The organism is Streptococcus sp. Marseille-Q4154 (genome assembly GCF_916700545.1).
GTDB classification, from domain to species: Bacteria; Bacillota; Bacilli; order Lactobacillales; family Streptococcaceae; genus Streptococcus; species Streptococcus infantis_I.
Window position 1 is genome coordinate 40,356 of record NZ_CAKAKN010000001.1, and the last position, 25,520, is coordinate 65,875.

At 40.7% G+C, this 25,520-nt stretch carries 22 protein-coding genes; 21 read left to right on the forward strand and 1 reads right to left on the reverse strand.

Annotation, left to right across the window (positions count from 1 at the left end):
• Positions 1-76: 76 nt before the first annotated feature.
• The 11 genes from tsaB (at position 77) to LG369_RS00275 (ending at position 9,137) form a co-directional block, all read left to right on the forward strand.
• Entirely contained in the window at positions 77-760 is a 684-nt protein-coding gene (tsaB, locus tag LG369_RS00225) for a tRNA (adenosine(37)-N6)-threonylcarbamoyltransferase complex dimerization subunit type 1 TsaB (RefSeq protein WP_070676978.1), read from the forward strand.
• The gene (rimI, locus tag LG369_RS00230) at positions 757-1,194 is read left to right on the forward strand and encodes a ribosomal protein S18-alanine N-acetyltransferase (protein ID WP_070676979.1); all 438 of its coding nucleotides are present in this window, start codon (positions 757-759) and stop codon (positions 1,192-1,194) included. The genes tsaB and rimI overlap by 4 nt, the downstream gene beginning before the upstream one ends.
• On the forward strand, positions 1,184-2,194 hold the full coding sequence (tsaD, locus tag LG369_RS00235) for a tRNA (adenosine(37)-N6)-threonylcarbamoyltransferase complex transferase subunit TsaD (RefSeq protein WP_070676980.1): 1,011 nt from the start codon (positions 1,184-1,186) through the stop codon (positions 2,192-2,194). Before rimI ends, tsaD begins: the two co-directional genes overlap by 11 nt.
• 66 nt (positions 2,195-2,260) lie before the next feature.
• Positions 2,261-2,863, forward strand: coding sequence for a hypothetical protein (locus tag LG369_RS00240; RefSeq protein ID WP_070676981.1), 603 nt, complete (start codon positions 2,261-2,263; stop codon positions 2,861-2,863).
• 70 nt (positions 2,864-2,933) lie between these two features.
• Entirely contained in the window at positions 2,934-3,629 is a 696-nt protein-coding gene (locus tag LG369_RS00245) for an AzlC family ABC transporter permease (RefSeq protein ID WP_148131961.1), read from the forward strand.
• On the forward strand, positions 3,619-3,942 hold the full coding sequence (locus LG369_RS00250) for an AzlD domain-containing protein (RefSeq protein ID WP_070676982.1): 324 nt from the start codon (positions 3,619-3,621) through the stop codon (positions 3,940-3,942). Before LG369_RS00245 ends, LG369_RS00250 begins: the two co-directional genes overlap by 11 nt.
• 102 nt (positions 3,943-4,044) lie before the next feature.
• Positions 4,045-4,887, forward strand: a complete 843-nt coding sequence (locus tag LG369_RS00255) for an amino acid ABC transporter substrate-binding protein (RefSeq protein WP_070676983.1) — start codon at positions 4,045-4,047, stop codon at positions 4,885-4,887.
• A 153-nt stretch (positions 4,888-5,040) separates the two neighbouring features.
• A complete protein-coding gene (locus LG369_RS00260) occupies positions 5,041-5,895 on the forward strand; it encodes a MetQ/NlpA family ABC transporter substrate-binding protein (protein ID WP_070676984.1) in 855 nt (284 codons plus the stop codon).
• Between the two features lie 120 nt (positions 5,896-6,015).
• Positions 6,016-7,389: a M20 family metallopeptidase gene (locus LG369_RS00265; protein WP_225749917.1), complete on the forward strand. Its 1,374-nt coding sequence runs from the start codon at positions 6,016-6,018 to the stop codon at positions 7,387-7,389.
• Positions 7,382-8,443 carry a methionine ABC transporter ATP-binding protein gene (locus LG369_RS00270; RefSeq protein ID WP_225749918.1) on the forward strand — a complete coding sequence of 354 codons (1,062 nt, stop codon included), beginning with the start codon at positions 7,382-7,384 and terminating at the stop codon, positions 8,441-8,443. The genes LG369_RS00265 and LG369_RS00270 overlap by 8 nt, the downstream gene beginning before the upstream one ends.
• 1 nt (position 8,444) lies before the next feature.
• Positions 8,445-9,137, forward strand: coding sequence for a methionine ABC transporter permease (locus LG369_RS00275; RefSeq protein ID WP_070676987.1), 693 nt, complete (start codon positions 8,445-8,447; stop codon positions 9,135-9,137).
• 22 nt (positions 9,138-9,159) lie between these two features.
• Here LG369_RS00275 and LG369_RS00280 read toward each other — a convergent pair whose 3' ends face one another.
• Complete coding sequence (locus LG369_RS00280) at positions 9,160-9,732, reverse strand: MptD family putative ECF transporter S component (protein ID WP_070676988.1); 573 nt, start codon at positions 9,730-9,732, stop codon at positions 9,160-9,162.
• A 195-nt stretch (positions 9,733-9,927) separates the two neighbouring features.
• Here LG369_RS00280 and hisS point away from each other — a divergent pair, with 195 nt between their 5' ends.
• The 10 genes from hisS to LG369_RS00330 all read left to right on the forward strand — a co-directional run bounded on the left by hisS (position 9,928) and on the right by LG369_RS00330 (position 25,481).
• Positions 9,928-11,205 carry a histidine--tRNA ligase gene (hisS, locus tag LG369_RS00285; protein WP_225749919.1) on the forward strand — a complete coding sequence of 426 codons (1,278 nt, stop codon included), beginning with the start codon at positions 9,928-9,930 and terminating at the stop codon, positions 11,203-11,205.
• 273 nt (positions 11,206-11,478) lie between these two features.
• Entirely contained in the window at positions 11,479-17,781 is a 6,303-nt protein-coding gene (locus tag LG369_RS00290) for a G5 domain-containing protein (RefSeq protein ID WP_225749920.1), read from the forward strand.
• A 155-nt stretch (positions 17,782-17,936) separates the two neighbouring features.
• A complete protein-coding gene (locus tag LG369_RS00295) occupies positions 17,937-19,790 on the forward strand; it encodes an Ig-like domain-containing protein (RefSeq protein WP_225749921.1) in 1,854 nt (617 codons plus the stop codon).
• A gap of 210 nt (positions 19,791-20,000) precedes the next feature.
• Positions 20,001-22,964 (forward strand): glycosyltransferase PgfM1, encoded by a 2,964-nt coding sequence (gene pgfM1, locus LG369_RS00300; protein WP_225749922.1) that lies wholly within the window; start codon positions 20,001-20,003, stop codon positions 22,962-22,964.
• 162 nt (positions 22,965-23,126) lie between these two features.
• Positions 23,127-23,330: a helix-turn-helix transcriptional regulator gene (locus LG369_RS00305; RefSeq protein ID WP_000916944.1), complete on the forward strand. Its 204-nt coding sequence runs from the start codon at positions 23,127-23,129 to the stop codon at positions 23,328-23,330.
• Positions 23,330-23,533 (forward strand): hypothetical protein, encoded by a 204-nt coding sequence (locus tag LG369_RS00310; RefSeq protein ID WP_006149605.1) that lies wholly within the window; start codon positions 23,330-23,332, stop codon positions 23,531-23,533. The genes LG369_RS00305 and LG369_RS00310 overlap by 1 nt, the downstream gene beginning before the upstream one ends.
• Positions 23,530-23,880, forward strand: a complete 351-nt coding sequence (locus tag LG369_RS00315; RefSeq protein ID WP_225749923.1) for a PspC domain-containing protein — start codon at positions 23,530-23,532, stop codon at positions 23,878-23,880. The genes LG369_RS00310 and LG369_RS00315 overlap by 4 nt, the downstream gene beginning before the upstream one ends.
• Positions 23,881-23,894: 14 nt before the next feature.
• Positions 23,895-24,596, forward strand: coding sequence for a DUF3169 family protein (locus LG369_RS00320; RefSeq protein ID WP_049496763.1), 702 nt, complete (start codon positions 23,895-23,897; stop codon positions 24,594-24,596).
• Between the two features lie 9 nt (positions 24,597-24,605).
• Entirely contained in the window at positions 24,606-25,247 is a 642-nt protein-coding gene (locus tag LG369_RS00325) for a CPBP family intramembrane glutamic endopeptidase (protein WP_225749924.1), read from the forward strand.
• Between the two features lie 18 nt (positions 25,248-25,265).
• The gene (locus LG369_RS00330) at positions 25,266-25,481 is read left to right on the forward strand and encodes a hypothetical protein (RefSeq protein WP_225749925.1); all 216 of its coding nucleotides are present in this window, start codon (positions 25,266-25,268) and stop codon (positions 25,479-25,481) included.
• The last annotated feature ends 39 nt before the right edge of the window (positions 25,482-25,520 follow it).

The window sequence follows — 25,520 nt, forward strand, 5'->3', positions numbered from 1 at the left end:
TTTCAAAACAAAGAAAATTCCCTTGTGTCGGCTTTTGTAGTATAATAGTAAACAGACAAAAAGATAGGAATGTGTTATGAAAGTATTAGCTTTTGATACGTCCAGCAAGGCTCTGTCTTTAGCAGTTTTAGAGGACAAGCAGCTTCTTGCCGAGACCACGATTAATATCAAGAAAAATCACAGTATCACTCTGATGCCTGCCATTGATTTTTTGATGGCCAGTCTAGATTTGACACCCAAAGATTTGGATCGAATCGTGGTAGCAGAGGGACCGGGTAGCTACACAGGTTTGCGAATCGCGGTGGCAACTGCAAAGACCTTGGCTCATACCCTAAATATCGAGCTAGTTGGGATGTCTAGCCTTTTATCTCTGGTACCTAGCCAGCAGGAAGGTTTGGTTGTCCCCTTGATGGATGCGCGTCGTAACAATGTATATGCAGGGTTTTATGAAAATGCCCAGTCAGTCTTTCCAGAAGCTCACCTGTCTTTCGAGGAGGTCCTAGAGCAAGTCAAGGATGCCGACCAGGTAACCTTTGTCGGAGAAGTTGCCCCCTTTGTCGAGCAGATTCAAGAGCACTTGCCACAGGCTAACTATCAAGAAACCTTACCAAACGCAGCGAATCTAGCTCTTTGGGCCTGGGACAAGGAAGCAGACTCCCTGCACGATTTTGTGCCGAATTACCTCAAACGTGTCGAAGCTGAGGAAAATTGGCTCAAGAACCACGCCGAGTCTGGCGAGTCCTACATTAAACGCCTATGATAGAAATCAAACGAATCCAACAGCAACCTGACGTAGCACAAACTATCTATGAAGTGATGACGGATGTTTATCCCGTCAGTCCTTGGACGTTGGAACAAATCCAAGCAGACCTGTCTCAAGATCAGACTTGGTACGTTCTAGCTTATGATGGGGAAGAAGTGATAGGTTTTCTAGCAATTCAGGAGAATAACTTTGAAGCAGAAGTCTTGCAAATCGCTGTCAAGAAAGCTTATCAAGGTCAGGGAATAGCCTCAGACTTGTTTGCAACATTGCCGACAGACAGGGAGATTTTCCTTGAAGTCAGAAAGTCCAACCACCGAGCGCAAGCATTTTACAAGAAAGAAAAAATGGCAGTCATCGCTGAGAGAAAGTCCTATTACCATGATCCAGTTGAGGACGCCATTATCATGAAGAGAGAAATAGATGAAGGATAGATATATTTTAGCATTTGAGACATCCTGTGATGAGACCAGTGTCGCCGTCTTAAAAAACGATGACGAGCTCTTGTCCAATGTCATTGCTAGTCAAATTGAGAGTCATAAACGTTTTGGGGGCGTAGTGCCAGAAGTAGCCAGTCGTCACCACGTCGAGGTCATTACAGCCTGCATCGAGGAGGCACTAGCAGAAGCAGAAATTAGCGAAGAGGATGTGACAGCTGTTGCGGTTACCTACGGACCAGGATTGGTCGGAGCCTTGCTAGTTGGCTTGTCAGCTGCTAAGGCCTTTGCTTGGGCACATGAACTACCTCTAATTCCCGTTAATCACATGGCTGGTCACCTCATGGCAGCTCAAAGTGTCGAACCTTTGGAGTTTCCCTTGCTAGCCCTTCTAGTCAGTGGTGGACACACAGAGTTGGTCTATGTTTCTGAAGCTGGTGATTATAAGATTGTTGGGGAGACCCGTGATGATGCAGTTGGTGAAGCCTATGATAAGGTCGGTCGTGTTATGGGCTTGACCTATCCAGCAGGTCGTGAGATTGACGAGTTGGCTCATCAAGGTCAGGATGTGTATGACTTCCCACGTGCTATGATCAAGGAAGACAATCTGGAGTTTTCATTTTCAGGTTTGAAGTCTGCCTTTATCAATCTCCACCACAATGCCGAGCAAAAGGGAGAAAGCTTGTCCAAGGAAGACCTATCTGCCTCTTTCCAAGCAGCAGTTATGGATATTCTCATGGCAAAAACCAAGAGGGCCTTGGAGAAATACCCTGTTAAAACCCTAGTCGTGGCTGGTGGTGTGGCGGCCAATAAAGGTCTTAGAGAACGTTTGGCGGCTGAAATCACCGATGTCAAGGTTATCATTCCACCTCTACGTCTTTGCGGAGACAATGCAGGAATGATTGCCTATGCTAGCGTTAGCGAGTGGAACAAAGAGAACTTTGCAGACTTGGAACTAAATGCCAAACCTAGCCTCGCTTTTGATACTATGGAATAAAGAGTTAGCTCAGCGTTAACTCTTTTATCTTGGACAAATACGCGAGTTTTTTAGTATAGTAGAAATATGAGATTTAAAAAAATAATTAGTGTAGCACTTGCCCTAGTGGTATTGTTGCTGTCTCTGCTGGTTTTTCAGCTGTTTCAAAAGACGCAATTGGTCATGTTTGAAACTATTTCATTTAACATGCCCCTCGAATCCTTTGAAAAAGTGTTTGGAAAACCTCATGAAATAGTAGAAGAAACAGAAATAGGCTATCACAATCCTTGGCGTGCAAAAGATCCCTATCTCTATAAAACAGGGCGTCTTTTCTACGACTATGAAAATTTTAAATGGAAAGGTTATAGTGGTCGCGTGATCTTTACTTTTTCAAAATCACATCGTTTACAAGGGGCTGCGGTTTATTTCCCTGTGGCGTCCAAGGCTCAACAGAAGGAAGTGCTTTATAAGATAACCCAAGATATGAAAGCAGAAATTGAAGCTCTTCCAGATTACCAGTCCATGACCACTGATACGGTAGGGCTCTATGATGACGGTTATCGCTACAAGGTTAAACTGAAAGGGCAAAAGAGAGAGCTCTGGATTGATGTCTATCCCACAGAATATGAGGATGATGACAATCCTGAGAATAATCAATATCATATTCGAATCGATCAATCTCGATGCTAGTCGCCCTAGGGTTCTTGTTTTGAACGCTTTGTGACAATAGAATGATGTATTTGTAAGAATGAGGAGGTTTATGAAAGAAAAAGGATTTTGGGAGGGAGTACAGGCTGCGATGCCGACCGCTTTAGGCTATGTCAGTATCGGCCTTGCTTGTGGGATTATCGGTTCGCCCTACGTAACACCTGTTGAGATGGGCTTGATGAGTCTCTTTGTCTATGCTGGAAGTGCCCAGTTCGCTATGATAGCCTTGATAGCAGTTCAAGCGCCTGTGGCAGCCATTGCTATGACGGTCTTTTTGATTAATCTGCGTCTCTTTTTATTGAGTTTGCATGCGTCGACCTATTTCCGTCATACTAGTCTCTGGCATAATATCGGAATGTCTAGCCTCTTGACGGATGAGACATACGGGGTCTTGATGGGAGAGCTGATTCATAGGGACAAGGTCAATCCTATGTGGATGCACGGAAACAACCTTAACAGCTATCTAGCTTGGTTTGTGGGGACAGTTGTCGGAACTGCCTTAGGTGGCCTTTTGCCAAATCCTGAGATTTTCGGTCTTGACTTTGCCCTAGTCGGAATGTTTATTGGAATTTTTACATCTCAGTTTCAGATTATGCAAAGAAGAATTCCCTTGCGCAACCTCTTCATCATTTTAGGAGTTGTTGCCCTTTCCTTCTTTGTACTGTTGACAGTGGTGTCTCAGTCACTAGCTGTACTGTTTGCGACCTTGCTAGGTTGTACTATGGGGGTGATTTTGGATGGTCAGTAAGTATATTTTAATGGCAATTATCTTCTCTGGCTTGGTGACCTGGATTCCGAGAATGATTCCTTTCATACTTGCTAAGTACAAAGGATTGCCAGCAATCGTAGAGCGCTTTTTGAAATTCCTACCAGTCTCTATTATCTTTGCCTTGATTCTTTCAAGTGTGGTGACAGGAAAAATCGGAAGCTTACCACAGATAAAATGGTTAGACTTTCTAGCAGTCTTTCCGACAGCCTTTGTCGCCTTTCGTTACCGCAATCTGGTGGGGACGGTTATCTTTGGAGTGGTCTTGATAGCAGTCCTACGCTTGGTTTTTTAATCAGCCATAAAGAAAACCTATGGCAAATATAGAAATCATATAATGGCGCAATCCTAATTTTTCTGTTAAGATAAGACTGTATTTTATTTTGGAGGAAATATCATGAAAAAAATCGTTAAATATTCATCACTTGCTGCCCTAGGGCTTGTTGCTGCAGGTACATTAGCAGCTTGCTCAGGTGGTGAGAAGAAAGATGCTGCATCTGGTGAAGCAACATCTGGTAAGAAAGAAATCGTTGTAGCAACTAATGGATCGCCAAAACCATTTATCTATGAAGAAAATGGTGAATTGACAGGTTACGAGATTGAGCTTGTTCGTGCTATCTTTAAAGACTCAGACAAGTATACTGTCAAGTTTGAAAAGACAGAGTGGTCAGGGATTTTCCCAGGACTTGATAGCGATCGTTACCAAATGGCCGTTAACAACCTTAGTTATACCAAAGAACGTGCAGAGAAATACCTCTACGCAGCGCCAACTGCTAAAAACCCTAACGTTCTTGTTGTGAAGAAGGACGACACTAGTATCAAGTCTCTTGATGATATCGGTGGAAAATCCACTGAAGTCGTTCAAGGAACAACCTCAGCTAAACAATTGGAAGCATACAACACAGAACATGCGGACAATCCAACTATCCTTAATTATACTAAGGCAGATTTCCAACAAATCATGTCTCGTTTGAGCGATGGACAATTTGACTATAAGATTTTTGACAAGATCGGTGTAGAGACAGTTATCAAAAACCAAGGTTTGGACAATTTGAAAGTCATCGAACTCCCAAGTGACCAACAACCTTATGTTTACCCACTTCTTGCCAAAGGTCAAGATGAGTTGAAGGCTTTTGTGGACAAACGCATCCAAGAACTCTATAAGGATGGAACGCTTGAAAAATTGTCTCAACAGTTCTTTGGTGGTTCTTACCTGCCAGCAGAAGCTGACATTAAATAAGTTTGTAAATCATCCACTCTCTCGTAGGTGGATGATTTTGCAACTTTTAGACATATAGTTTCAAACTATATGTCTGCCTATCTAATAACAATTTGCGAAATCAAATAAAGTATGAGATACTATTACGGTATTATTTTTAAAGGAGAATGAATCATGAAAATCAAAAAATGGTTAAGCGTAGCAGCTATCGCTACAGTAGCAGGCCTTACACTTGCAGCTTGCGGAAATTCAGACAAGAAAGCGGACAATAAAACTACAGTTAAAATTGCGACTGTTAACCGTAGCGGTTCAGAAGAAGCACGTTGGGACAAAGTCCAAGAATTGGTTGAAAAAGACGGAATTAAATTGGAATTCACAGAGTTTACAGACTACTCACAACCAAATAAAGCAACTGCTGATGGTGAAGTAGACCTGAACGCTTTCCAACACTACAACTTCTTGAACAACTGGAACAAAGAAAACGGTAAAGATCTTGTAGCGATTGCAGATACTTACATCTCACCAATCCGTCTTTACTCAGGTTTAAACGGAAGTGAAAACAAGTACACTAAAGTGGAAGAAATCCCAGATAAGGGTGAAATCGCAGTACCTAACGATGCTACAAACGAAAGCCGTGCTCTTTACTTGCTTCAATCAGCTGGTTTGATCAAGTTGGATGTTTCAGGAACTGCACTTGCGACAATCGCAAACATCACAGAAAATCCAAAGAACTTGAAAATCACTGAATTGGACGCTAGCCAAACAGCTCGTTCATTGTCATCAGTTGATGCAGCTGTTGTAAACAACACTTTTGTTACAGAAGCAAAATTGGACTACAAGAAAGCACTCTTTAAAGAGCAAGCTGACGAAAACTCAAAACAATGGTATAACATCATCGTTGCGAAAAAAGATTGGGAATCATCACCTAAAGCTGATGCAATCAAGAAAATTATCGCAGCTTACCACACTGACGAAGTGAAAAAAGTCATCGAAGAAACTTCAGACGGCTTGGATCAACCAGTTTGGTAATAAACACAGGGAGGTGGGAGAGATTTTTCCACCTCTTGCTTTTATATAGAGCCTAAAACAAATGAAATCCACTTGTATTGATTCTAAAGGTACAAGTCCTAGTAGAAAGGTAGAGAGAAAATGGTTTTCCCTAGCCAAGAAGAACAAATTGAAAAGTTTGAAAAGGATCATGTAGCGCAACATTATTTTGAAGTTTTGCGTACCTTGATTTCTAAAAAATCAGTCTTTGCCCAACAAGTCGGCCTGAAAGAGGTGGCTCGTTATCTAGGTGAGATTTTTAAACGTGTTGGTGCAGAAGTTGAGATTGACGAGAGCTATACAGCGCCTTTTGTCATGGCACATTTCAAAAGTTCACGACCAAATGCCAAGACTATCATTTTCTACAACCACTATGACACAGTACCAGCAGATGGTGATCAAGTTTGGACCGAGGATCCTTTTACACTCTCTGTGCGTGATGGCATTATGTATGGACGCGGGGTTGACGATGACAAAGGGCATATCACTGCTCGCTTGAGCGCTCTGAGAAAATACATGCAAAATCACGATGATCTTCCGGTCAATATCAGCTTCATCATGGAAGGGGCAGAGGAATCGGCCTCTATGGATTTGGATAAATATTTAGAAAAACATGCGGACAAACTCCGAGGCGCAGATTTATTAGTCTGGGAACAAGGAACAAAGAATGCCTTAGAACAGTTAGAAATCTCTGGTGGAAACAAGGGGATTGTGACCTTTGATGCCAAGGTCAAGAGTGCAGACGTCGATATCCATTCTAGCTATGGTGGAGTCATCGAATCAGCTCCATGGTATCTCATTCAAGCTTTGACAAGTCTTCGCGCTGCCGACGGCCGTATCTTGGTAGAAGGTTTGTACGATGATGTGCAGGAACCAAACGAACGTGAGTTAGCCTTGGTTGAAACCTATGCCCAACGCAATCCAGAGGAAATCAGCCAGATTTATGGCTTGGAATTGCCACTTTTACAAGAGGAACGTACAGCCTTTCTAAAACGCTTCTTTTTTGAGCCAGCGCTCAATATCGAAGGAATTCAGTCAGGCTATCAAGGTCAAGGAGTTAAAACGATTCTACCAGCAGAAGCTAGCGCTAAGCTAGAAGTCCGCTTGGTTCCTGGCTTAGACCCACATGATGTTTTGGAGAAAATTCGGAAACAACTAGACAAAAACGGTTTTGATAAGGTAGAATTGTACTATACTTTGGGTGAGATGAGCTATCGAAGTGACATGAGTGCGCCGGCCATTCTCAATGTCATTGAGCTGGCCAAGAAATTCTATCCACAGGGCGTATCTGTCTTGCCGACAACAGCTGGTACAGGTCCTATGCATACGGTATTTGATGCCTTAGAAGTACCTATGGTTGCCTTTGGTCTAGGAAATGCCAATAGCCGAGACCACGGTGGAGATGAAAATGTGCGAATCGCCGATTATTACACCCATATTGAATTAGTAGAGGAGCTGATTAGAAGTTATGAGTAGAGACATTATCAAATTAGACCAGATTGATGTGACTTTCCACCAAAAGAAAAGAACCATCACAGCGGTCAAGGATGTGACCATTCACATTCAAGAAGGGGATATCTACGGGATTGTAGGATATTCTGGAGCAGGGAAATCAACCCTGGTTCGTGTTATTAATCTTTTACAAAAACCATCTGCAGGTCGAATTACTGTAGATGATGATGTGATTTTCGATGGTAAAGAAACCTTAACTGCCGGGCAATTACGTCGTAAGCGTCAAGATATTGGGATGATTTTCCAACACTTTAACCTGATGAGTCAGAAGACAGCAGAGGAAAACGTAGCTTTTGCCCTCAAACACTCTGGACTCAGTGAGAAAGATAAGAAGGCTAAAGTGGCTGAATTATTAGACTTGGTCGGATTGGCTGACCGTGCTGAAAACTATCCTTCACAACTTTCTGGTGGGCAAAAACAGCGTGTAGCCATTGCGCGTGCCTTGGCCAATGGTCCAAAAATCTTGATTTCTGACGAGTCAACTTCTGCCCTAGACCCTAAGACAACCAAGCAAATCTTGTCTCTTTTACAAGATTTGAACCGTAAACTAGGTTTGACTATTGTCTTGATTACGCATGAGATGCAGATTGTCAAAGACATTGCTAATCGTGTGGCAGTTATGCAGGATGGCCACTTGATTGAAGAGGGCAGCGTTCTTGAAATCTTCTCAGATCCTAAGCAACCATTGACCCAGGACTTTATCTCAACGGCTACTGGTATCGATGAAGCTATGGTCAAGATTGAAAAGCAAGAAATCGTGGAGCACTTATCTGAAAATAGCATTTTGGTACAACTCAAGTATGCAGGCGCTTCTACAGATGAACCACTTCTGAATGAATTGTACAAGCACTATCAAGTAACAGCCAATATTCTCTATGGGAACATTGAAATTCTTGACGGCACTCCTGTGGGTGAGCTTGTGGTTGTTTTGTCTGGAGAAAAAGAAGCACTGGCAAAAGCTCAAGAAGCTATCCATCAGGCTGGTGTACAACTAAAAGTATTGAAGGGAGGACAGTAAGATGGCAGACTTGATCCAAACATATTTACCAAACGTCTACAAGATGGGTTGGTTAGGCCAAGCGGGCTGGGGGACAGCTATTTACTTAACACTTTATATGACAGTTCTTTCCTTTATCATTGGAGGATTCCTAGGACTAGTTGCAGGACTTTTCCTCGTCTTAACTGGACCAGGTGGCGTCTTAGAAGATAAATTCGTCTTTTGGGTTTTGGATAAGATTACCTCAATCTTCCGTGCGGTTCCTTTTATCATTCTCTTGGCTGTCTTGTCACCCTTCTCTCATTTGATCGTAGGGACAAGTATCGGGCCAAATGCGGCTATCGTACCTCTTTCTTTTGCAGTTTTTGCCTTCTTTGCTCGTCAGGTTCAAGTAGTGTTATCAGAGCTTGATGGTGGTGTCATTGAGGCGGCTCAAGCAAGTGGAGCAACATTCTGGGATATCGTAGGAGTTTACCTATCAGAAGGACTTCCAGACTTGATTCGCGTGACGACTGTAACCTTGATTTCACTAGTCGGTGAAACAGCTATGGCGGGAGCAGTTGGAGCAGGTGGTATTGGTAACGTAGCTATCGCTTATGGTTTTAACCGTTACAATCACGATGTGACTATTCTTGCGACCCTCATCATTATCTTGATTATCTTTTCTATCCAATTTTTGGGAGATTTCTTGACCAAGAAATTAAGTCATAAATAAAAAAGAGCCAGATGGCTCTTTTTTATGATGTTTTATGTTCTAATTTCTTACTAAGTGCTTGTCCAATCAGGGCACCAAGTAAAGCGCCGATGAGAACACTTGTGATAAGGATGAGGATATTAGCAGGATTCGGTGCAACCATAATGCGGTCAATATAGTCCTGGGATTTCCCACGAGCGACAAGAGTTGCGATATAGGCTTGAGGGGTCAACCACATGAGTAGGATGGGACCAGTAGTACCAAAGGCAAAAACTAGGAAGGAAAGAAGGTTTTTAACCTTATCCTTGTAATGTCCTAGGTGAGCGATGCCATCTGCTGCAAGACCGCAGATAATACCTGGCAGAAAGGCTCCAGCTCCATGCTTGCTCCCGAGGAAAAATAGAGAAATTACAAGTCCAATCGTAGTAATCGCTCCAAAACGAGGAACCTTTGCTAAAAGGATCATATAGACGCTACCACCTACTAGGGCTGCAAAGGCAGGGGCGTAAAACATATTTCCAGTGTGGTCGACAAGGCTCCCTAGTAGAACTCCCACTCCGATACAGAGAAAGTAGACAAGGGCAGCAACAAGGGTTGTCAAGATATTCTTTTTCATAAGTTCTCCTTCGTATATCTGATGGTTTTCATTGTATCATGCCTGTGGCAGATTGTAAATGCTAGTTGAAATCAGGTATTTGGGTGAAAATGATTACAACTGTGCATGGTCAAAGCTATTTCTTTACTCCTCTGACTGTCCCAATCCCTTTATTTATGGTAAAATAGGACTATTAAGTTAGAAAGAGGATTCTCTATGAAATTACAAAAACCAAAAGGAACGCAGGATATTTTACCTACTGAGTCTGCCAAGTGGCAGTACGTTGAAGGCTTTGCGCGTGAAATCTTCAAACGCTACAACTACGCAGAAGTACGTACCCCAATTTTTGAGCATTACGAAGTCATCAGTCGTTCTGTTGGAGATACAACTGATATCGTAACCAAGGAAATGTATGATTTTTACGACAAGGGTGATCGCCATATTACCCTCCGTCCAGAAGGAACTGCTCCAGTCGTCCGCTCTTATGTGGAAAACAAACTCTTCGCACCAGAAGTGCAAAAGCCAAGCAAGTTCTACTACATGGGGCCAATGTTCCGCTATGAGCGCCCACAAGCAGGTCGTTTACGCCAATTCCACCAGATTGGTGTGGAGTGCTTTGGCTCTAGCAATCCAGCTACCGATGTAGAAACGATCGCTATGGCAGCTCACTTCTTGAAAGCAATTGGTATTCAAGGTGTCAAACTGCACCTCAACACCCTTGGAAATCCTGAAAGCCGTGTGGCCTATCGTCAGGCCTTGATTGACTATTTGACACCGCTCAAGGAGACCTTGTCTAAGGATAGCCAACGTCGTTTGGAGGAAAACCCTCTTCGTGTCTTGGACTCGAAGGAAAAAGAAGACAAGGAGGCAGTGGAGAATGCACCATCTATCTTGGATTACCTGGATGAAGAAAGCCAAGCCCACTTTGATGCTGTTCGTCAGATGTTGGAGAATCTAGGAGTAGACTATATCATCGATACCAATATGGTGCGTGGTCTGGACTACTACAACCACACCATCTTTGAGTTTATTACAGAGATTGAGGGCAATGACTTGACAGTCTGTGCAGGTGGTCGCTACGATGGCTTGGTTGCTTACTTCGGTGGTCCTGAAACTGCTGGCTTTGGCTTTGGACTTGGTGTAGAGCGTCTTCTTTTAGTCCTTGAAAAACAAGGAGTGGCCCTACCTATCGAAAACACTCTCGACGTCTATATTGCTGTCCTTGGTGAAGAGGCTAATCTGAAGGCCTTGGAGTTGGTACAAGCTCTTCGCCAACAAGGCTTCAAAGCGGAGCGTGATTACCTCAATCGTAAACTTAAAGCTCAGTTCAAGTCAGCAGATGTTTTTGGAGCTAAGACTCTTATCACTCTGGGAGAGAGCGAAGTCGAAAGTGGACAAGTCAAGGTTAAGAACAACCAAACTCGAGAAGAAGTAGAAGTTTCGCTTGAAACTATTAGCAAAAATTTCTCAGAAATCTTTGAAAAATTAGTATAAAAGAACCAAAAAAGCTAGGGAAAAACTCCTAGCTTTTTTGAATAAAAAGTACCAAAAAGACACAAATATTAGAAAAAATAGCAAATAAAAGGTATTAGTTGGATAAATCAAAATTTTGGTTAAAATTTATTGACTTTCCCTCTTGGTCACTGTATTATTGTATAGAATAGAATGAACATATTGCGCCCTAATTTAGGTATGATGAAAATATTTATGCATAATTCAAATCTTATAAAGAGATGATGGCTAAATGAGAATTTGGAGAAAAAGGAAATGAATATTAAAAAATCAACAAAATATTCACTATTGACAATTGGGATTTTAACTACCTTCCAATTAAGTCAAGTGCATGTCAAAGCTGATACAATTGATTTTTTAAATAATACAGTTGTTCAAAATCAGGATGAAAAAGACACTTCATTAAATAAGAACTTAAATGAAAAGAGTGCAACTACTGCTACAGACAAGAAAGAGGCGATAACTAATGAGGGTAAATCTGCAGTTTTAACGCCGGAAGACTCTACTACTACAACGGAAGTGGCAGAAAAGGAAGCAGACAAGGCTCCTGCTGAGAAGGAAGTTGCTGGAGAGAAACCAGCAACAGAACAACCTGTCCAAGAGAAACCACATGTAGAACAAGCAGATAAAGAAAAGTCAGATAAAGGGGAAAAAGAGCAACCAGAAGCTGAGAAGAAAAGTAAAGCAGAAACATCAGTTGCTGAGGGGGATAAGAAATTATCCGATGCTTCTAAAGAGAAAACTCAAGAGGCATCTACAACCCCTAAAGTTCGTCGCAGAAGAGCTGCTGCTAGCAATACAAAAGTATATGAAGATGCAACATACGGTAAGTATGTAAAAGCTACGGATTTCGGATTAGATACAACAGGTAAGGTTGAAGCAAGTGATTCTCTTCAAAAAGCTCTGAAAGCAGCCAATGAGGTCGAGGGAGGAGCTGCCGTAATGGTTTCAGGGAATGTCCTCTTGAAGAAAACCTTGGTTATCGATGAGAACTATGCCAATGTAAAAGGTTTGATTGGTAGTGGTCCAAGTCGTAACAATACAAAAATCGTGTTTAACAAAAAGCAAGATGGAGAGCACGATCCTGAAACAAACTTGACGGATAACCGTTACGAGTCTGCGGTCCTCATTCAAAATCAGAATAACTTTACTGTAGGCCGCTTAACTGTTGAGCACGCCTATGATTCATCAGACTACACTAAGGATAATGAGTTTTACCGTAAAGGAAAATCTTACTTTGGGCGTTCAAACGGTATCTACGTAAACGATTCTTCAAATGTTACGATCAATGATGTTCGTGCTATGAAATTCAACAGAGCCGGTGTCTTCTTTAGTTCAAGCAAGGCGACAGCTCAAGAGTATGATGCTAGCGGTAGACCAATCCGTTACAGCAGTATCTCTGAGAAGGTTTCAAATGAAGTCAAGTCTATTGGAGATCCAGATGTTCCTATCATGGACGGTAACAAGGTAACCAACTCTTTCCTTCATAACAACCGTGTTGCTGGTGTTATGTTCGGTTACCAACGTAATTTTGTGGTAGACAATAATATCCTGTCATACAACGGTCATGTGTTGGACGGTGGTACTGGATATGGTGCTGCCTCAATGGCAGGGTCTTATAATGATGGCATTACCTATACTGGAAACTATACAAACTACAACTACCGTAAAGGTTTGGATATTCACGACGGGAATAAGATTCTCATCGAAAATAACGTCTCACTCGGAGACCGTTTGAATGGTATTGAGGTCTATAACCGTGCCAATCCAATGACAGATGTCATTATTCGTAACAACAAGGTAACACAAGATCCGAACTCTAAGTTGGAAAACGATGATGATGATCCAGCTCGTTATCGTGGGTACACAGCCATCTCTATCCTGACAAATGAGAAAAACCATAAATGGACCAAACCTCTTGATAAAGGTCGTTATGTCATTTCAAATAACACCATTGAAGGTTTAACAAAATCATTTGAAAATGGACAACTAGGAACATTTGGTATTCTCTTTAGAAACAACGAGAGTTCAAATGATTATAGTCTAAACATTGAAGGAAACACCATCACTGGTGATTCGACAGACTATATCATCTCTGTCAACAACAATACTGCTCAAGCATCTAGAGGTGTTGAAGGTGGCGGTTCAGGTGATATCACTATTTCAAGAAACAAGGTTGAAGTAGATGACATCAAGCAGTTACCGATTTACATCAATGATGATACAACTTATGTAGCAAGTGTTATTGACCGTACTACTGGAAAACGTGTCAACAAGGTTACAAAAGTACCATTTACCAAGACTAGAGGAAGTATCAATATTGACAACAATGAGTTGACTGTATCGAAAATTAAATCAAGATGGAAGAATGCGGTCGCTATTGAAAGTACAAACGCAGCTTCTATTGACGTCAATAGCAATACCTTCAAGTATAAAGACAATGAGCCATGGCAACGTTACGATGTCACTCGTAAAACAGACGGAGCAGTTATCAAAGACTTGATGCAAGCTTTCTTTGGTATCAACCGTCTCAACGATAGTGTTAAAGTAACAGCAACAGACAACAAATTCATCGCAGACACACCAAACAAAAATGGTTTCTTTAGACTATACAATGGGGAATGGGTGAACTTGAATGCTAAGAGTAAGAATGTCTTCCTAGGACGTAACACCCTAGACGGCAAACCATTAGCTCCAGTGGATATCGTTGGTGATAAAACGGTTGAAACACTTCGTACAACGACAATAACAGAGTACATCATCGAAACTCGTGAGACAGACGAGCTTCCTATCGGATTTAAGGAGACTGTTCAAAAAGGTATCGCTGGTAAGAAAGTTAATGTATACAAGATTACCAAAGTTGGTGATACAGTAGTAGGACGTCAGATCATTTCTGAAGAAACAATTCTTGAACCTACAAAAGAGATTATCTTGATTGGTACAGCGACAGAAACCTTTGAAACTGTCTCTGAGAAAGAAACGGTCGAATACGATACAGAGGTTAGAACGGATCCAACAAAACCAAAGACTTACCAATTTGAAAATCAAGCTGGTAAGAATGGTTCTGTTGAAAAGACTTACCAAATCAGAAAACTGAATGGTAAGGAAGCTGGTAAGACTTTGACGTCTGAAAAAGTGATTGTTCAACCAGTCAAACGTATTATCACAGTTGGTAGTGCAGTAGAAAAAGTAGAATATACTACTGAAATCAAAGATGTAGACTTTGAAACTGTCATCGAATATGACTACACGAAACCAAAAGGTTACGAAGAAGTCCGTCAAAATGGTGAGAAAGGTCGAATTGAAAAGCAATACAAACTGACTTACCTCAATGATGAACTTGTTGACCGTGCCTTGGTCAATGAAAACACCCTCAAAGAGAAGAAAGACAAGATTATTGTTAAAGGTCTGGGTGTGGTTGTCTCAGTCAGATCCGTAGTTGTTGTCGAAGAAAAAGACTTCAACAAGGTCATTGAAAAAGACGAAACCCAACCTGAGGGTTACAACAAGGTTACTCAAGTGGGTTCCCCAGGGGCAATAACAATAACCTATGAAGTCACCTATGAGGACGATATTGAAGTTGCTCGCAAGGAACTTTCGAAAGTGGAAGATCCAAAAGCGATTGATGAAATCACTGTAATCGGAACTTCTAAAATGACAGAACGTACAGTGGATGAGCAGATTGATGTTCCATTCAAGACGGTTTATATCGCTGACAATACACTTCCTGCAGGTGAAAGTGTTGTCGAGGAAGAAGGTAGTCCTGGACAAATTATCCGAACATTCTTGGTAAGCTATAAGAATGGTAATGAGATTAGTCGTACTATCGTTTCGGAACACAAGGTTACAGATGCTGTCAATCGTGTCGTCCGTGTCGGTAATTCAACACCTATTGTTGAGACAACGGAACTTGTAGAAGAAACAGAAGTAATTGACTACAATACTGTTGAGGAATTTACAGACCAACTTCCTGCAGGAACAACTAAGATTATCCAGCCTGGTAAGAAGGGGCAAAAGACAAGTCGCTACTCTGTAACTAAGGTGAACGGTGAAGAAACTTCTCGAACATTTGTTGAATCTAACATCACTATAGAACCTGAGGATAAAATCATCCAAGTAGGAACTCGTGTTAAAGAGGTTAGAGAAGCAAGTGAGTCAAGTCCAATTCCATACACTGTAATAGTTCGCAAAGATATTACGAAACCAATTGGTTATAAGGTCGTGGAAGTTGAAGGTCAAGACGGAGAACAATCAGATCTCTATAAAGTTACCTATATCAACGGAGCAGAAACAAAACGCGAACATCTTAAGACAACAGTTGTTAAAGAAGCTATCAATAGGGTCATCGTCGAAGGTGCAGGCGTGGAACGAACTCTCTTAGAGATTCAAGAAGATAAAGTCGCCAGCACAACTGAGTATCGTAATGATGATACTCTTCCAGAAGGTGAAACAAAAGTTGTTCAGGTTGGTGAGGAAGGTCTCCTTCGCAAGACAATCGAAAAACAATACTTCAATGACGAATTGCGTTCTACGAAATTAGTAGACAGCAAACTGATTAAAGAAGCAACTCCAACTATCATCTTAGTAGGTACAAAACATGTACCGACGATCAAGGTAGAGCAAAATACTCAAATTGAGAATATTGCTTATAAGACCCAAAAGATCGAAGATCCTGACCTACCAAAAGGAGAGACCAAGGTAGTGCAAGTAGGTCAAAATGGAATCATAGAAAAAGTTTACCAACTGACCTACACAGACGGAGTCTTGATTAAGACAGACTTGATCAGTAGTAAGGAAGTTCAGAAAGTCCAAGATGAGATTATCCATATCGGTACTCAAGTCACTGAAACTAAGGAAATCAACGCAACAAGTCCAATTCCATACAATGTTATTATCCGCAAGGATAAGACCAAGCCAGTTGGATACAGCTTTGTTGAAGTAGAGGGCCAAGAGGGAATTCAAACAGACTACTATCAAGTAACTTACGTCAATGGCAAGGAAACTAAGCGTGAACACCTCAGAACAGTCATTACAGCTCAACCTGTCAATAAAGTCCTAGTTGAAGGTTCTGGTATCGAACGCACAATCTTCGAAATTCAAGAAGAGAGAATCACAAGATCAACGGTATTCCGTAATGATGACACTCTTCCAGAAGGTGAAACAAAGATTATCCAAGAAGGTCAAGATGGTCTAATCCATAAGACAATCGAGAAGCAATACTTCAATGATGAAGAACGTTCTTCAAGACTAATCGAAACTAAAGTTGTCAGAGAAGCAGTTCCAACCATCATTTTAGTCGGAACAAAACATGTTCCAAATATTACAGTCAAGCAAGAAACTAGAACCGAGGAAACTGATTTTAGAACTGTGACTGTTATAGATGAAAGTTTGCCGAAGGGTGAACATAAACTTGTTCAAGAAGGTCGTGCAGGTCTAGTTGAAAAAGTCTATCAACTAACCTACAGAGATGGTGTTCTGGTCAAGACTGATTTGATTAGCGTCAAGGAGTTACGTCCAGCTCTAGAACAGATCATCCATATCGGTTCTCAAGTTACTGAAACTAGGGAAATCAGCACAACAAGTTCAATTCCTTACAATATCATCGTTCGTGAGGACAAGACTAAGCCTGTTAGCTACCGTCTGGTCGAAGTAGAGGGCCAAGAAGGAACTCAAACAGACTACTATCAAGTAACCTATGTTAATGGTAAAGAAACTCAACGTGAGTATCTAAGAACTGTGATCACGACTCAACCTATCAACCAAGTTCTTGTAGTGGGTGCTGGAGTTGAGCGTACAGTCCTAGTAACTGAGGATGAGGTCATTACTCATCAAACAGAATATCGCAATGATGATAGCTTACCAGAAGGTGAAACTAGAGTCTTCCAAGAAGGTCAAGATGGACTCATCCATAAGACTTTTGAAAAATACTACTTCAATGATGAAGAACGTTCTGCAACATTGGTTGATACGAAAGTTATCCGAAAAGCAGTAAATCGTGTTATTTTGATAGGGACAAAACGAATTCCTACTATTACACAAGAGGAACTCATCCAAGTAGAAGAAATTGACTTTGAGAAACAAATAGTTGAAAATCCTAAGTTTGCTAAAGGTACACAAATTCTTCTACAAAAAGGTAAACCAGGAAAACGTCAATATATGTATCGTTTGACTCTTCAGGATGGAGTTGTAATCAAGAAAGAATTGCTTGGCTCAGAAGTCTTAGAAGAACCACAAACAGAGATTATTGAAATCGGAACACTGGTTGAAAAACCACAGGCTCACATCCCTGAGTTTCAACCACTGGTTGAGAAGCCAGAATTGAAACCAATGGTACCAGCCGATAAGGTTATCCCAGCAATTCCAACTCCTAAACAGGAGGAGGAAATGAAGCCATTAGCAGTTTTAGCTCAAGAACCACAAACAGCTGAAGAGCCAGTTGTCCAAGACCAGCGCTTACCAGAGACTGGAGACCAATCAAACTGGTGGATTAACCTGCTTGGAATCTTGATGATGTTCTTAACCTTGGTCGGAATTCGAGAGAAAAAAGACGACCGTTAAAGACGAAATACGTCTAAAAATGAATAAAAAAACAAAAAAAGAACATTCTTAGCAAAAAAACAATAAAAAATTCTTTAAAAACAACTAAAAAGGGCTTGTAAAAGGATTATAAAAATGCTATGATATGTCTGATTAAATTAAAGGAGTTTATTGTGATGAAGAATTCACAACTTAGCACTACGCGTATTTTAGCGATGTTAAGTATCTTAGTTCTTTCATTGGCGACACTGACGACAGTTTTCGCTACTGAAGTAACTCAATATACTATGCACACAGAAGTTAAGGTTGATGGTCAACCTATAACTGCGGACAAAAAGATTACGACTGGTCGTGTCTTGGAGGCAACAAATAGCCTTACTTTCCCAGACTCACAAAAGATCAATGCTGGGGATACTTTGACTTTGGACCTTCCAAAAGAATTGGAACTTGTTACTAAACTTGAATTCCCAATCCTTCACAGTAGCGGTGAAAAGGTTGGTGATGCCGTAACGGATCCAAAAACTGGTAAAGTAACCATTACTTTCACTGACTACTTCTCTAAAAACTACAAAGACAAAGTCATGGCTTTGAAATACTCAGTTCGTCCGAACGCAACAAATTTGAAAGAATCTGGTAAGTACACATTTAAGTTTGGTGAAGAAACTTACAATGTAACCTATGAGCAATACGTAGGTACTCCAGGTGACTACGAATACAAATATGGTTACCAAGACAAAGAAAACCCTAAACGTATCAAATGGCGTATCCTTTTGAACGCTGTTCAAGATAAAATGGATAACATGGTTATCGAAGATGACTTCAGCGATCATGGTCAAGTTCTTGTAGAAGGTACATTGCGTGCAGTTCGTTATCCAAAACAACCAAACAGAATCCAAAATGAAAACGAACTCTTCAAGTTGAACCCAGATGATAACTTCACTAAGACAGCTCAATTTACAAGAAATGCAGCAGGTCAAATCACAGGATTCAAATTTGAACTAAAAGAAGTTTGGGGCTGGCCAATTTGGATTGAGTATTCAACAGAACTTACAGAAGATCTTCCAGCAAAAACTAAAGTAGCTAACACATTGAAGTGGAAAGCAACTAACTTCCCTGATGAACGTACTATCACTAAACAAACTCGTTTAGAGACTGGTTCAGGTGAAGGTAGCGGTGATAAGACTACTTCAACAACCACTACAACCACTACAACCACTACAACAACCACAACAACAACTGAGGCCCCAACAACAACAACTGAGGCCCCAACAACAACAACTGAGGCTCCAACAACAACAACTGAAGCCCCAACAACAACAACAGAAGCTACTACAACAACAGAAGCTACTACAACAACAGAAGCTCCAACAACAACAGAAGCTACTACAACAACAGAAGCTCCAACAACAACAGAAGCTACTACAACAACAGAAGCTACTACAACAACAGAAGCTACTACAACAACAGAAGCTCCAACAACAACAGAAGCTACTACAACAACAGAAGCTACTACAACAACAGAAGCTACTACAACAACAGAAGCTACTACAACAACAGAAGCTACTACAACAACAGAAGCTCCAACAACAACTGAGGCTCCAACAACAACTGAGGCTCCAACAACAACTGAGGCTCCAACAACAACAGAAGCTCCAACAACAACAGAAGCTCCAACTACAACTACAACGACTACTGAGTCAACAACTGTAGAACCAACAACATCAACAACAACAACTGTAGAACCAACTACGCCACCATACCCATATGTTCCAAACAATGGAACCGGTGGTGGTAACGGCGGCACAACAACAACAGAAGCTCCTTCAGAAGTTACAACAACAACTGAGGCTCCAACAACAACAGAAGCTCCAAAAACGACTGAGGCTCCAAAACCTGCAGATACAACGACTACAACAGAAGAAGGACCAACTCTTCCATTTACTGGTGAAGCTACAAGCCTAGTACTTGTATTGGCAGGTGTGGTAATCTTGTCAGGTACTGTAGTAATGAAACGTAAATTTACTAAATAATATTAGATAAATTTCTTTAGAGAGGAGAGAGCATTGCTCTCTCCTTTTTTAAATGTTAAAATGATGGAGTAGTAGATACCTATCCTTCCCTTTTCAAGGGGAAACCCCACTTATCACAAAGTCACAAAGCCAACATTACAATACTAGCTAACGTAGCCGGTGGCAAACAACAAACAGAAGTTGGTTAAAAACATAGAGGAGAAATCAATAATGGAAAATTGGTTGACACATTGGCAGAAATTAAAGGAAAAATATCCGAAGGGTGTCCTTTATGTCAGTAGTGCCTTGCTACCGATGACCATCATGCTGGTGGTATGGTTTTTCATGGGGAGTTATCCTTTTGGAAATAAAAGTTTAATGACCGTTGTCTTTGATCAGCAGTACATTAGTTTTTATGGATTGCTAAAGAATGCCATTCTATCTGGTGATTTAAGTAGTCTGACATATTCCTTTACTAAATCTATAGGTGGAGATATGATTGGTGAGTTGGGCTATTATTTGATGAGCCCTTTCAATGTTATTTATGTTCTGCTGCCTTTAAAATATATAGGGTTATCTGTTTTTCTAACAATCTGGCTCAGATATGGAGCTTTTGGACTTTCCTTTGCTCATCTCTTAATTAAACGTTATAAGGGTGCAGAGTCAAAACGATGGATGGTTCCCTTGTTTGCGACAGCTTATGCCCTGTCTGGTATGTTGGTATCCTACCAGATGAATGTTATCTTTTATGATGCCATGTTCATGCTTCCTCTTGTCATCCTATATCTAGAGCAGTTGTTAGATGGCAAAGCGGCTTATCCATATGCCTTTGTACTTGGTCTTACGGTATTCCTTCAATTCTACATGGGCTATATGATATCGCTATTTGTTGTCTTATATACCTGCTATTATCTTTCACCTCGTCTTTCTATCGAGGGGACATGGAAAGTAAAACTCAAACATTACGTCAAACCCTTATGGGATGTATTTCTCTACTCTATCCTAGGGTCTACTGCGGCTTCAATCTTATTTGTTCCAGTATTTTTCAACTTGATTGAAAGTAAGGGACAAGCAGGAGGGGCCATGACATTTTCCATGGCCTTTCAGATTAATCCCTTAGACATTTTATCCAAACTAACTATCGGGGGCTTTGATGCGCAATCAGGTTGGGCAGCTGGACCAAACCTGCCAAATATCTATATTGGAGCTCTCGGGTTTATCGGCTTTATCTTGTACTTTGTATCAAGAGAGATAGTCAAAGAAAGAAGATGGGCTGCGGGAGTGGTTACTCTCATCTTCTTTACTTCCTTTGTAAACGAATTTGTTAGTAAGATTTGGCATATGGGACAGAACCCTGCCGGATTCTTCTTCCGCTTCTCATGGTTATTCTCTTTCTTCATGCTGCTTCTAGCCTATCAAGCGTTAAAAGAGAAATTTAGAATCTCTCGCCGAGGGAAATTGCTATCAGTTGTAGCCCTAGTCTTATCGGCAATCTACCTCTATACTAAAGACTTTACCTATCTACCCAAAAAACAACCTGAGGCTCTAACTCTGTTTATCAATAGCCATTTTATTGCCATTGTGACACTGGTTGTATCAGCTACAGCTATAGGATTTTATCTATACTGGGAACGCTCTGCCAAGTCCCAGAAAGAAAAGGAGAGGGTATTGGTGATTGCGGCTGGATCTGTGGTGGTATTGCTGTTATTGTTGCAAACAGGTTATCTCTTTTCTCGTGTAGTCTTAACTCTACTCATTTACTTAGCTGTACTGGCCTTGCTACGTCCAGGAATGATTCGCTTAGCTGTTGTCTTGTTATCAACTCTGACAGTATTTGAGCTAGGCTACAATGCCTATCTATCACAAGTGACCTTTAGTTATGCAAATGTTGATACATTTGTGGACGGAACGCTCTCGGTTAAACGTGTGACGGATAAAATCCAAGAAAATGCAGATGAACCTTTCTATAGAATTGCAACGACCTTTGCCTATTCTCGAACAACTCCATCTCTGATAGGTTATCCAGGTTTGAGTACTTTTAGTTCAAATTTGGAGAGGTCCACTATGAATCACTTTGCCTATATGGGGGATCAAGCGGGCGATGAAGCAATTGAATACGAAAATGGAACTCCTCTGACAGATGCCTTATACGGTGTTCGCTACTATATGGATGTCAAAGACCTAGATCCTACTGAGAAAGAAGCTCATCCTGAGAGAATGTATTTCACACGTTTTGCCAGTCGTTTTGATATGAACCGTTACTTTACAGAGAAAGTCTATGAAGATGAACGATATCTTGTTTATAAAAATCCTAATTCATTCCCGATTGCTTTTGGAGTAAATGAATTGGTTACAAATTTACAACTTGACTTCAATAATGCTGTAAAAAACCAAAATAACATTCTTAACTCTATGGAAGGTGTGAAAAAAGGCGAAGAGAATTATCTCGACTACTTCAAACCCCTAGCCTACGGAGATGTTGAAACAGAAAATCTTACTGAGGAAAATGTCGACAAAGAAAAAGGAACTGCAGTCTACAAGCGGGTGGATTCTTCTAAGGATGCAGTCGTTAGCTACCGAATTACTCCTCGAACAAATTTGACCTATTACTTCTTCGTACCAGCAAGTCTAAATTCTGAGAAAGATTACTCCGTCCTTCTGAACGGCAAGTGGTTCACTCATTCTAAGAGAAATACGCAACGTCAACTATGGCAAATCACTGACAATGCAGAGAATCAAGAGTCTGTACTGGAGTTCCGCTTTAAAACAGACAAGGTTGACCTTTCAAACGCAGGAGTTTACCGCGCAGAAATCAGTCAAATTCAAAGTGCTTTAGAAAAGCGGAAGGAACAAGGTCTTCAAGTTGAGAAATTCTCGAATACTCATATCGTCGGTTCAGTGAATATTACTGACGACAGTAAATACATGATGACCTCTATCCCTTATAGTGAGGGTTGGAAGGTGAAAGTAGATGGCAAGGATGTCCCTGTGACAAAAGCATGGAACAGCTTTATTTCATTCCCGATTACTTCCGGACAACACAAAATAGAATTTGTCTTCTCCCAAAAAGGAAGGGTTACAGGTGCTGTATTGACTCTCATCAGTCTAACAACGCTTTATATCATCAGAAGAGATTACAAGAAGGATGATAAAAATCAGCTGAAAGAAAGTCAAGACGCTCCATCAGCTGAGTAAGAAATCTTTTATCAACTATAAAAAATACGGTCAGGATACCATTTCTGACCTTTTTATTTTGCAAAATGACAAAAATCTTAAACTTTTTGACAAAAATACTTGTCAAAAATAAAAAGATGTGTTACAATAAAATCAAGATAAAGAACAAAGGAGAAAAAAGACATGCTAAAAAATCGTCTAAAAGAGCTTCGGGCTCGCGATGGCCTGAATCAAACAGAGCTGGCCAAACTAGCTGGCGTGTCCAGGCAAACTATCAGCTTGCTTGAGCGGGATGAGTACACGCCATCCATCGTCATTGCCCTGAAGATTGCTCAGATATTCCATGAGCCAGTCGAGTCAGTCTTTCGCTTAGAGGAGGATGAGTGATGAACAAGTATAAAGTGATTTATTATCTATCTATAGTTGTGTTTATCGTAAATCTTTTGGCTATGATTGGAAGCCTATTTGGTTGGTTTACCATCGTAGAAGGCAAGTACCTCTTCTGGAATAATATAGTGCTACTATTAGTCTTTAGATGGGTAGAGAAAAAAATAAAGTTTAAAGAACTCGTAAAAGGAGAAAAGTTATGAAAGAGTTTTTAGCAGGTTTTCAAGTCGATACTGAGAACAAAGAACTTGCCGGTGTTTGTGCAGGTTTAGGAAACTATTTTAACATTCAAGCCAACATTGTTCGTTTGGTGACAGTCTTCTTGTTTCTCTCTTCGACTGAGGTCGGGATTATAACAGTAACTCTCTATGCCTATCTAGCAGGTTGGCTTGGGAATGAACCCTTGGGAGATGGAGCAAAAAAAGCTAGAAATCAAGCTATTCTCTTACTTGCTGTTTGTTTGATTTTGGTATCACTAGGAGCAGAAGGTTTGACAGCTATTTTTGAATCAGGGAAAGCCTTTGGTCAATGGTTGTCTGGCTTGTTTTAGAAAGAGGTTGAAAGATGGAAAAGAAACATATTATTTTTGCACTGAAGATTTTTCTTGCAAGTGCTTTATTAGGAATATTTGCTGGTTTCCTTGATCTTAATCCTTTAGGTATCACTCAAGCTCAAGTAGTCGTTGCATTGAAATCATTCTTTCTTGGTTTAGGGATGCTTACGGTGATTCTAACTTTTTATTTCACTAGAAAAAGCCATCAGGCCTATCAGAGTTATCAAAGAGAAGAGGAGGACGAAGAAAACGAACAAGACTACCTTGCCACGTATCGCTTCTTAGATTATGCTTCAGTAGCTTGGAATGTTTGCCAAATTTGTATGCTATCCTGTCTACTTTTAGGTTTGGGAGGTTTAGGTCTATCAGCAACATCCTTACTTTTGCTGGTTGTAGGTATCTGGTCGGGTGTTTACTGTCTCAAAATCACCAGCAAGATTCGTAACTACAAACTTTCTATTACGGCGACTCCCAAGGAAGTTTTGGACTACCTTGACACTTATGATGAGGGAGAAAAACAGGCTGAGATGGAAGAAGCTTACTTGATCTTGTTCAAGGTTAATCAGCTCCTCATTCCTGGTATCTATGTTGTCTTAGTAGTTTTATCTGTGGTATTGGGACAAGTACAGTTGGTGGCTCTACTCGTGGCAGTTGTCATCCATATGTACATGAATGTGGCACAATTGCGCAAAACAAAACGTTATTTCAAATAGGAGAATATTATGAAAACACTTAAAAACATTGGCTGGTATAGCCTTACTTTCTTATCATTTATTATGATCTATAGTTTTATTCAGGGCGTAGGTTTAGTGGCTATGAAAATGGGTGCGCCTGAATATGTTGCTGTCCCAATTTATGTCTTATTGGCAGGAATTTTCACCTTCGTTACCTACAAGTGGTATAAGACAGGAACCGTTACGATTGAAAAAACAGCCCTTAACAAATACATCTGGTTGCCTGCCTTGGTATTGGTTCTTGTCATAGCAGCACAAAATTTCTTACCAAATGATCCATCAGTCAATCAACAGATGTTAGAACAAATGACTCATAATCAACCTCTTTTCTCTTTCTTTATGATAGTGGTCTTTGCGCCTCTGACAGAAGAATTGACCTTTAGAGGAATGTTAGCCCGCTATGTCTTCCCTCAACAGGATAATGTCAAGCAAACAGTTCTCTTTCTTCTTGTAAGTAGTATCATTTTTGCTCTCGTTCATTTCCCTGGCACTCCACAACAATTCCTAGTTTATGCTTCACTTGGCTTTAGCTTGGGCTTAGCTTATATCAGCAAAGGTGGTCTAGCTTATAGTATAGCCCTACATGCTTTGAATAATTTAATCGCATTTTTAATGATAGTCATGCTATAATAGACTCAGGAGGAAGTCATGAAACGAGTGATATTATTAGCAGTGATTCAGGCAGTCGTTCTCTTCTTTATCATTGGAGTGCTTGCCTATGCTTTAAAAGGGGATTTCTTTTATAACTATCTAGCAGTTATCTTCGCACCAATCGCAGGGATTATGAGATTTGCGACGGCTTATGCAACGGAGATTGTTCTCCCTAAAAAGGCTGCAGAGATTTCTGAAAAGCGTAAAAAATAAAGAAAACCTAAATCCAGCGAATGACTTTGCTGGATTTTT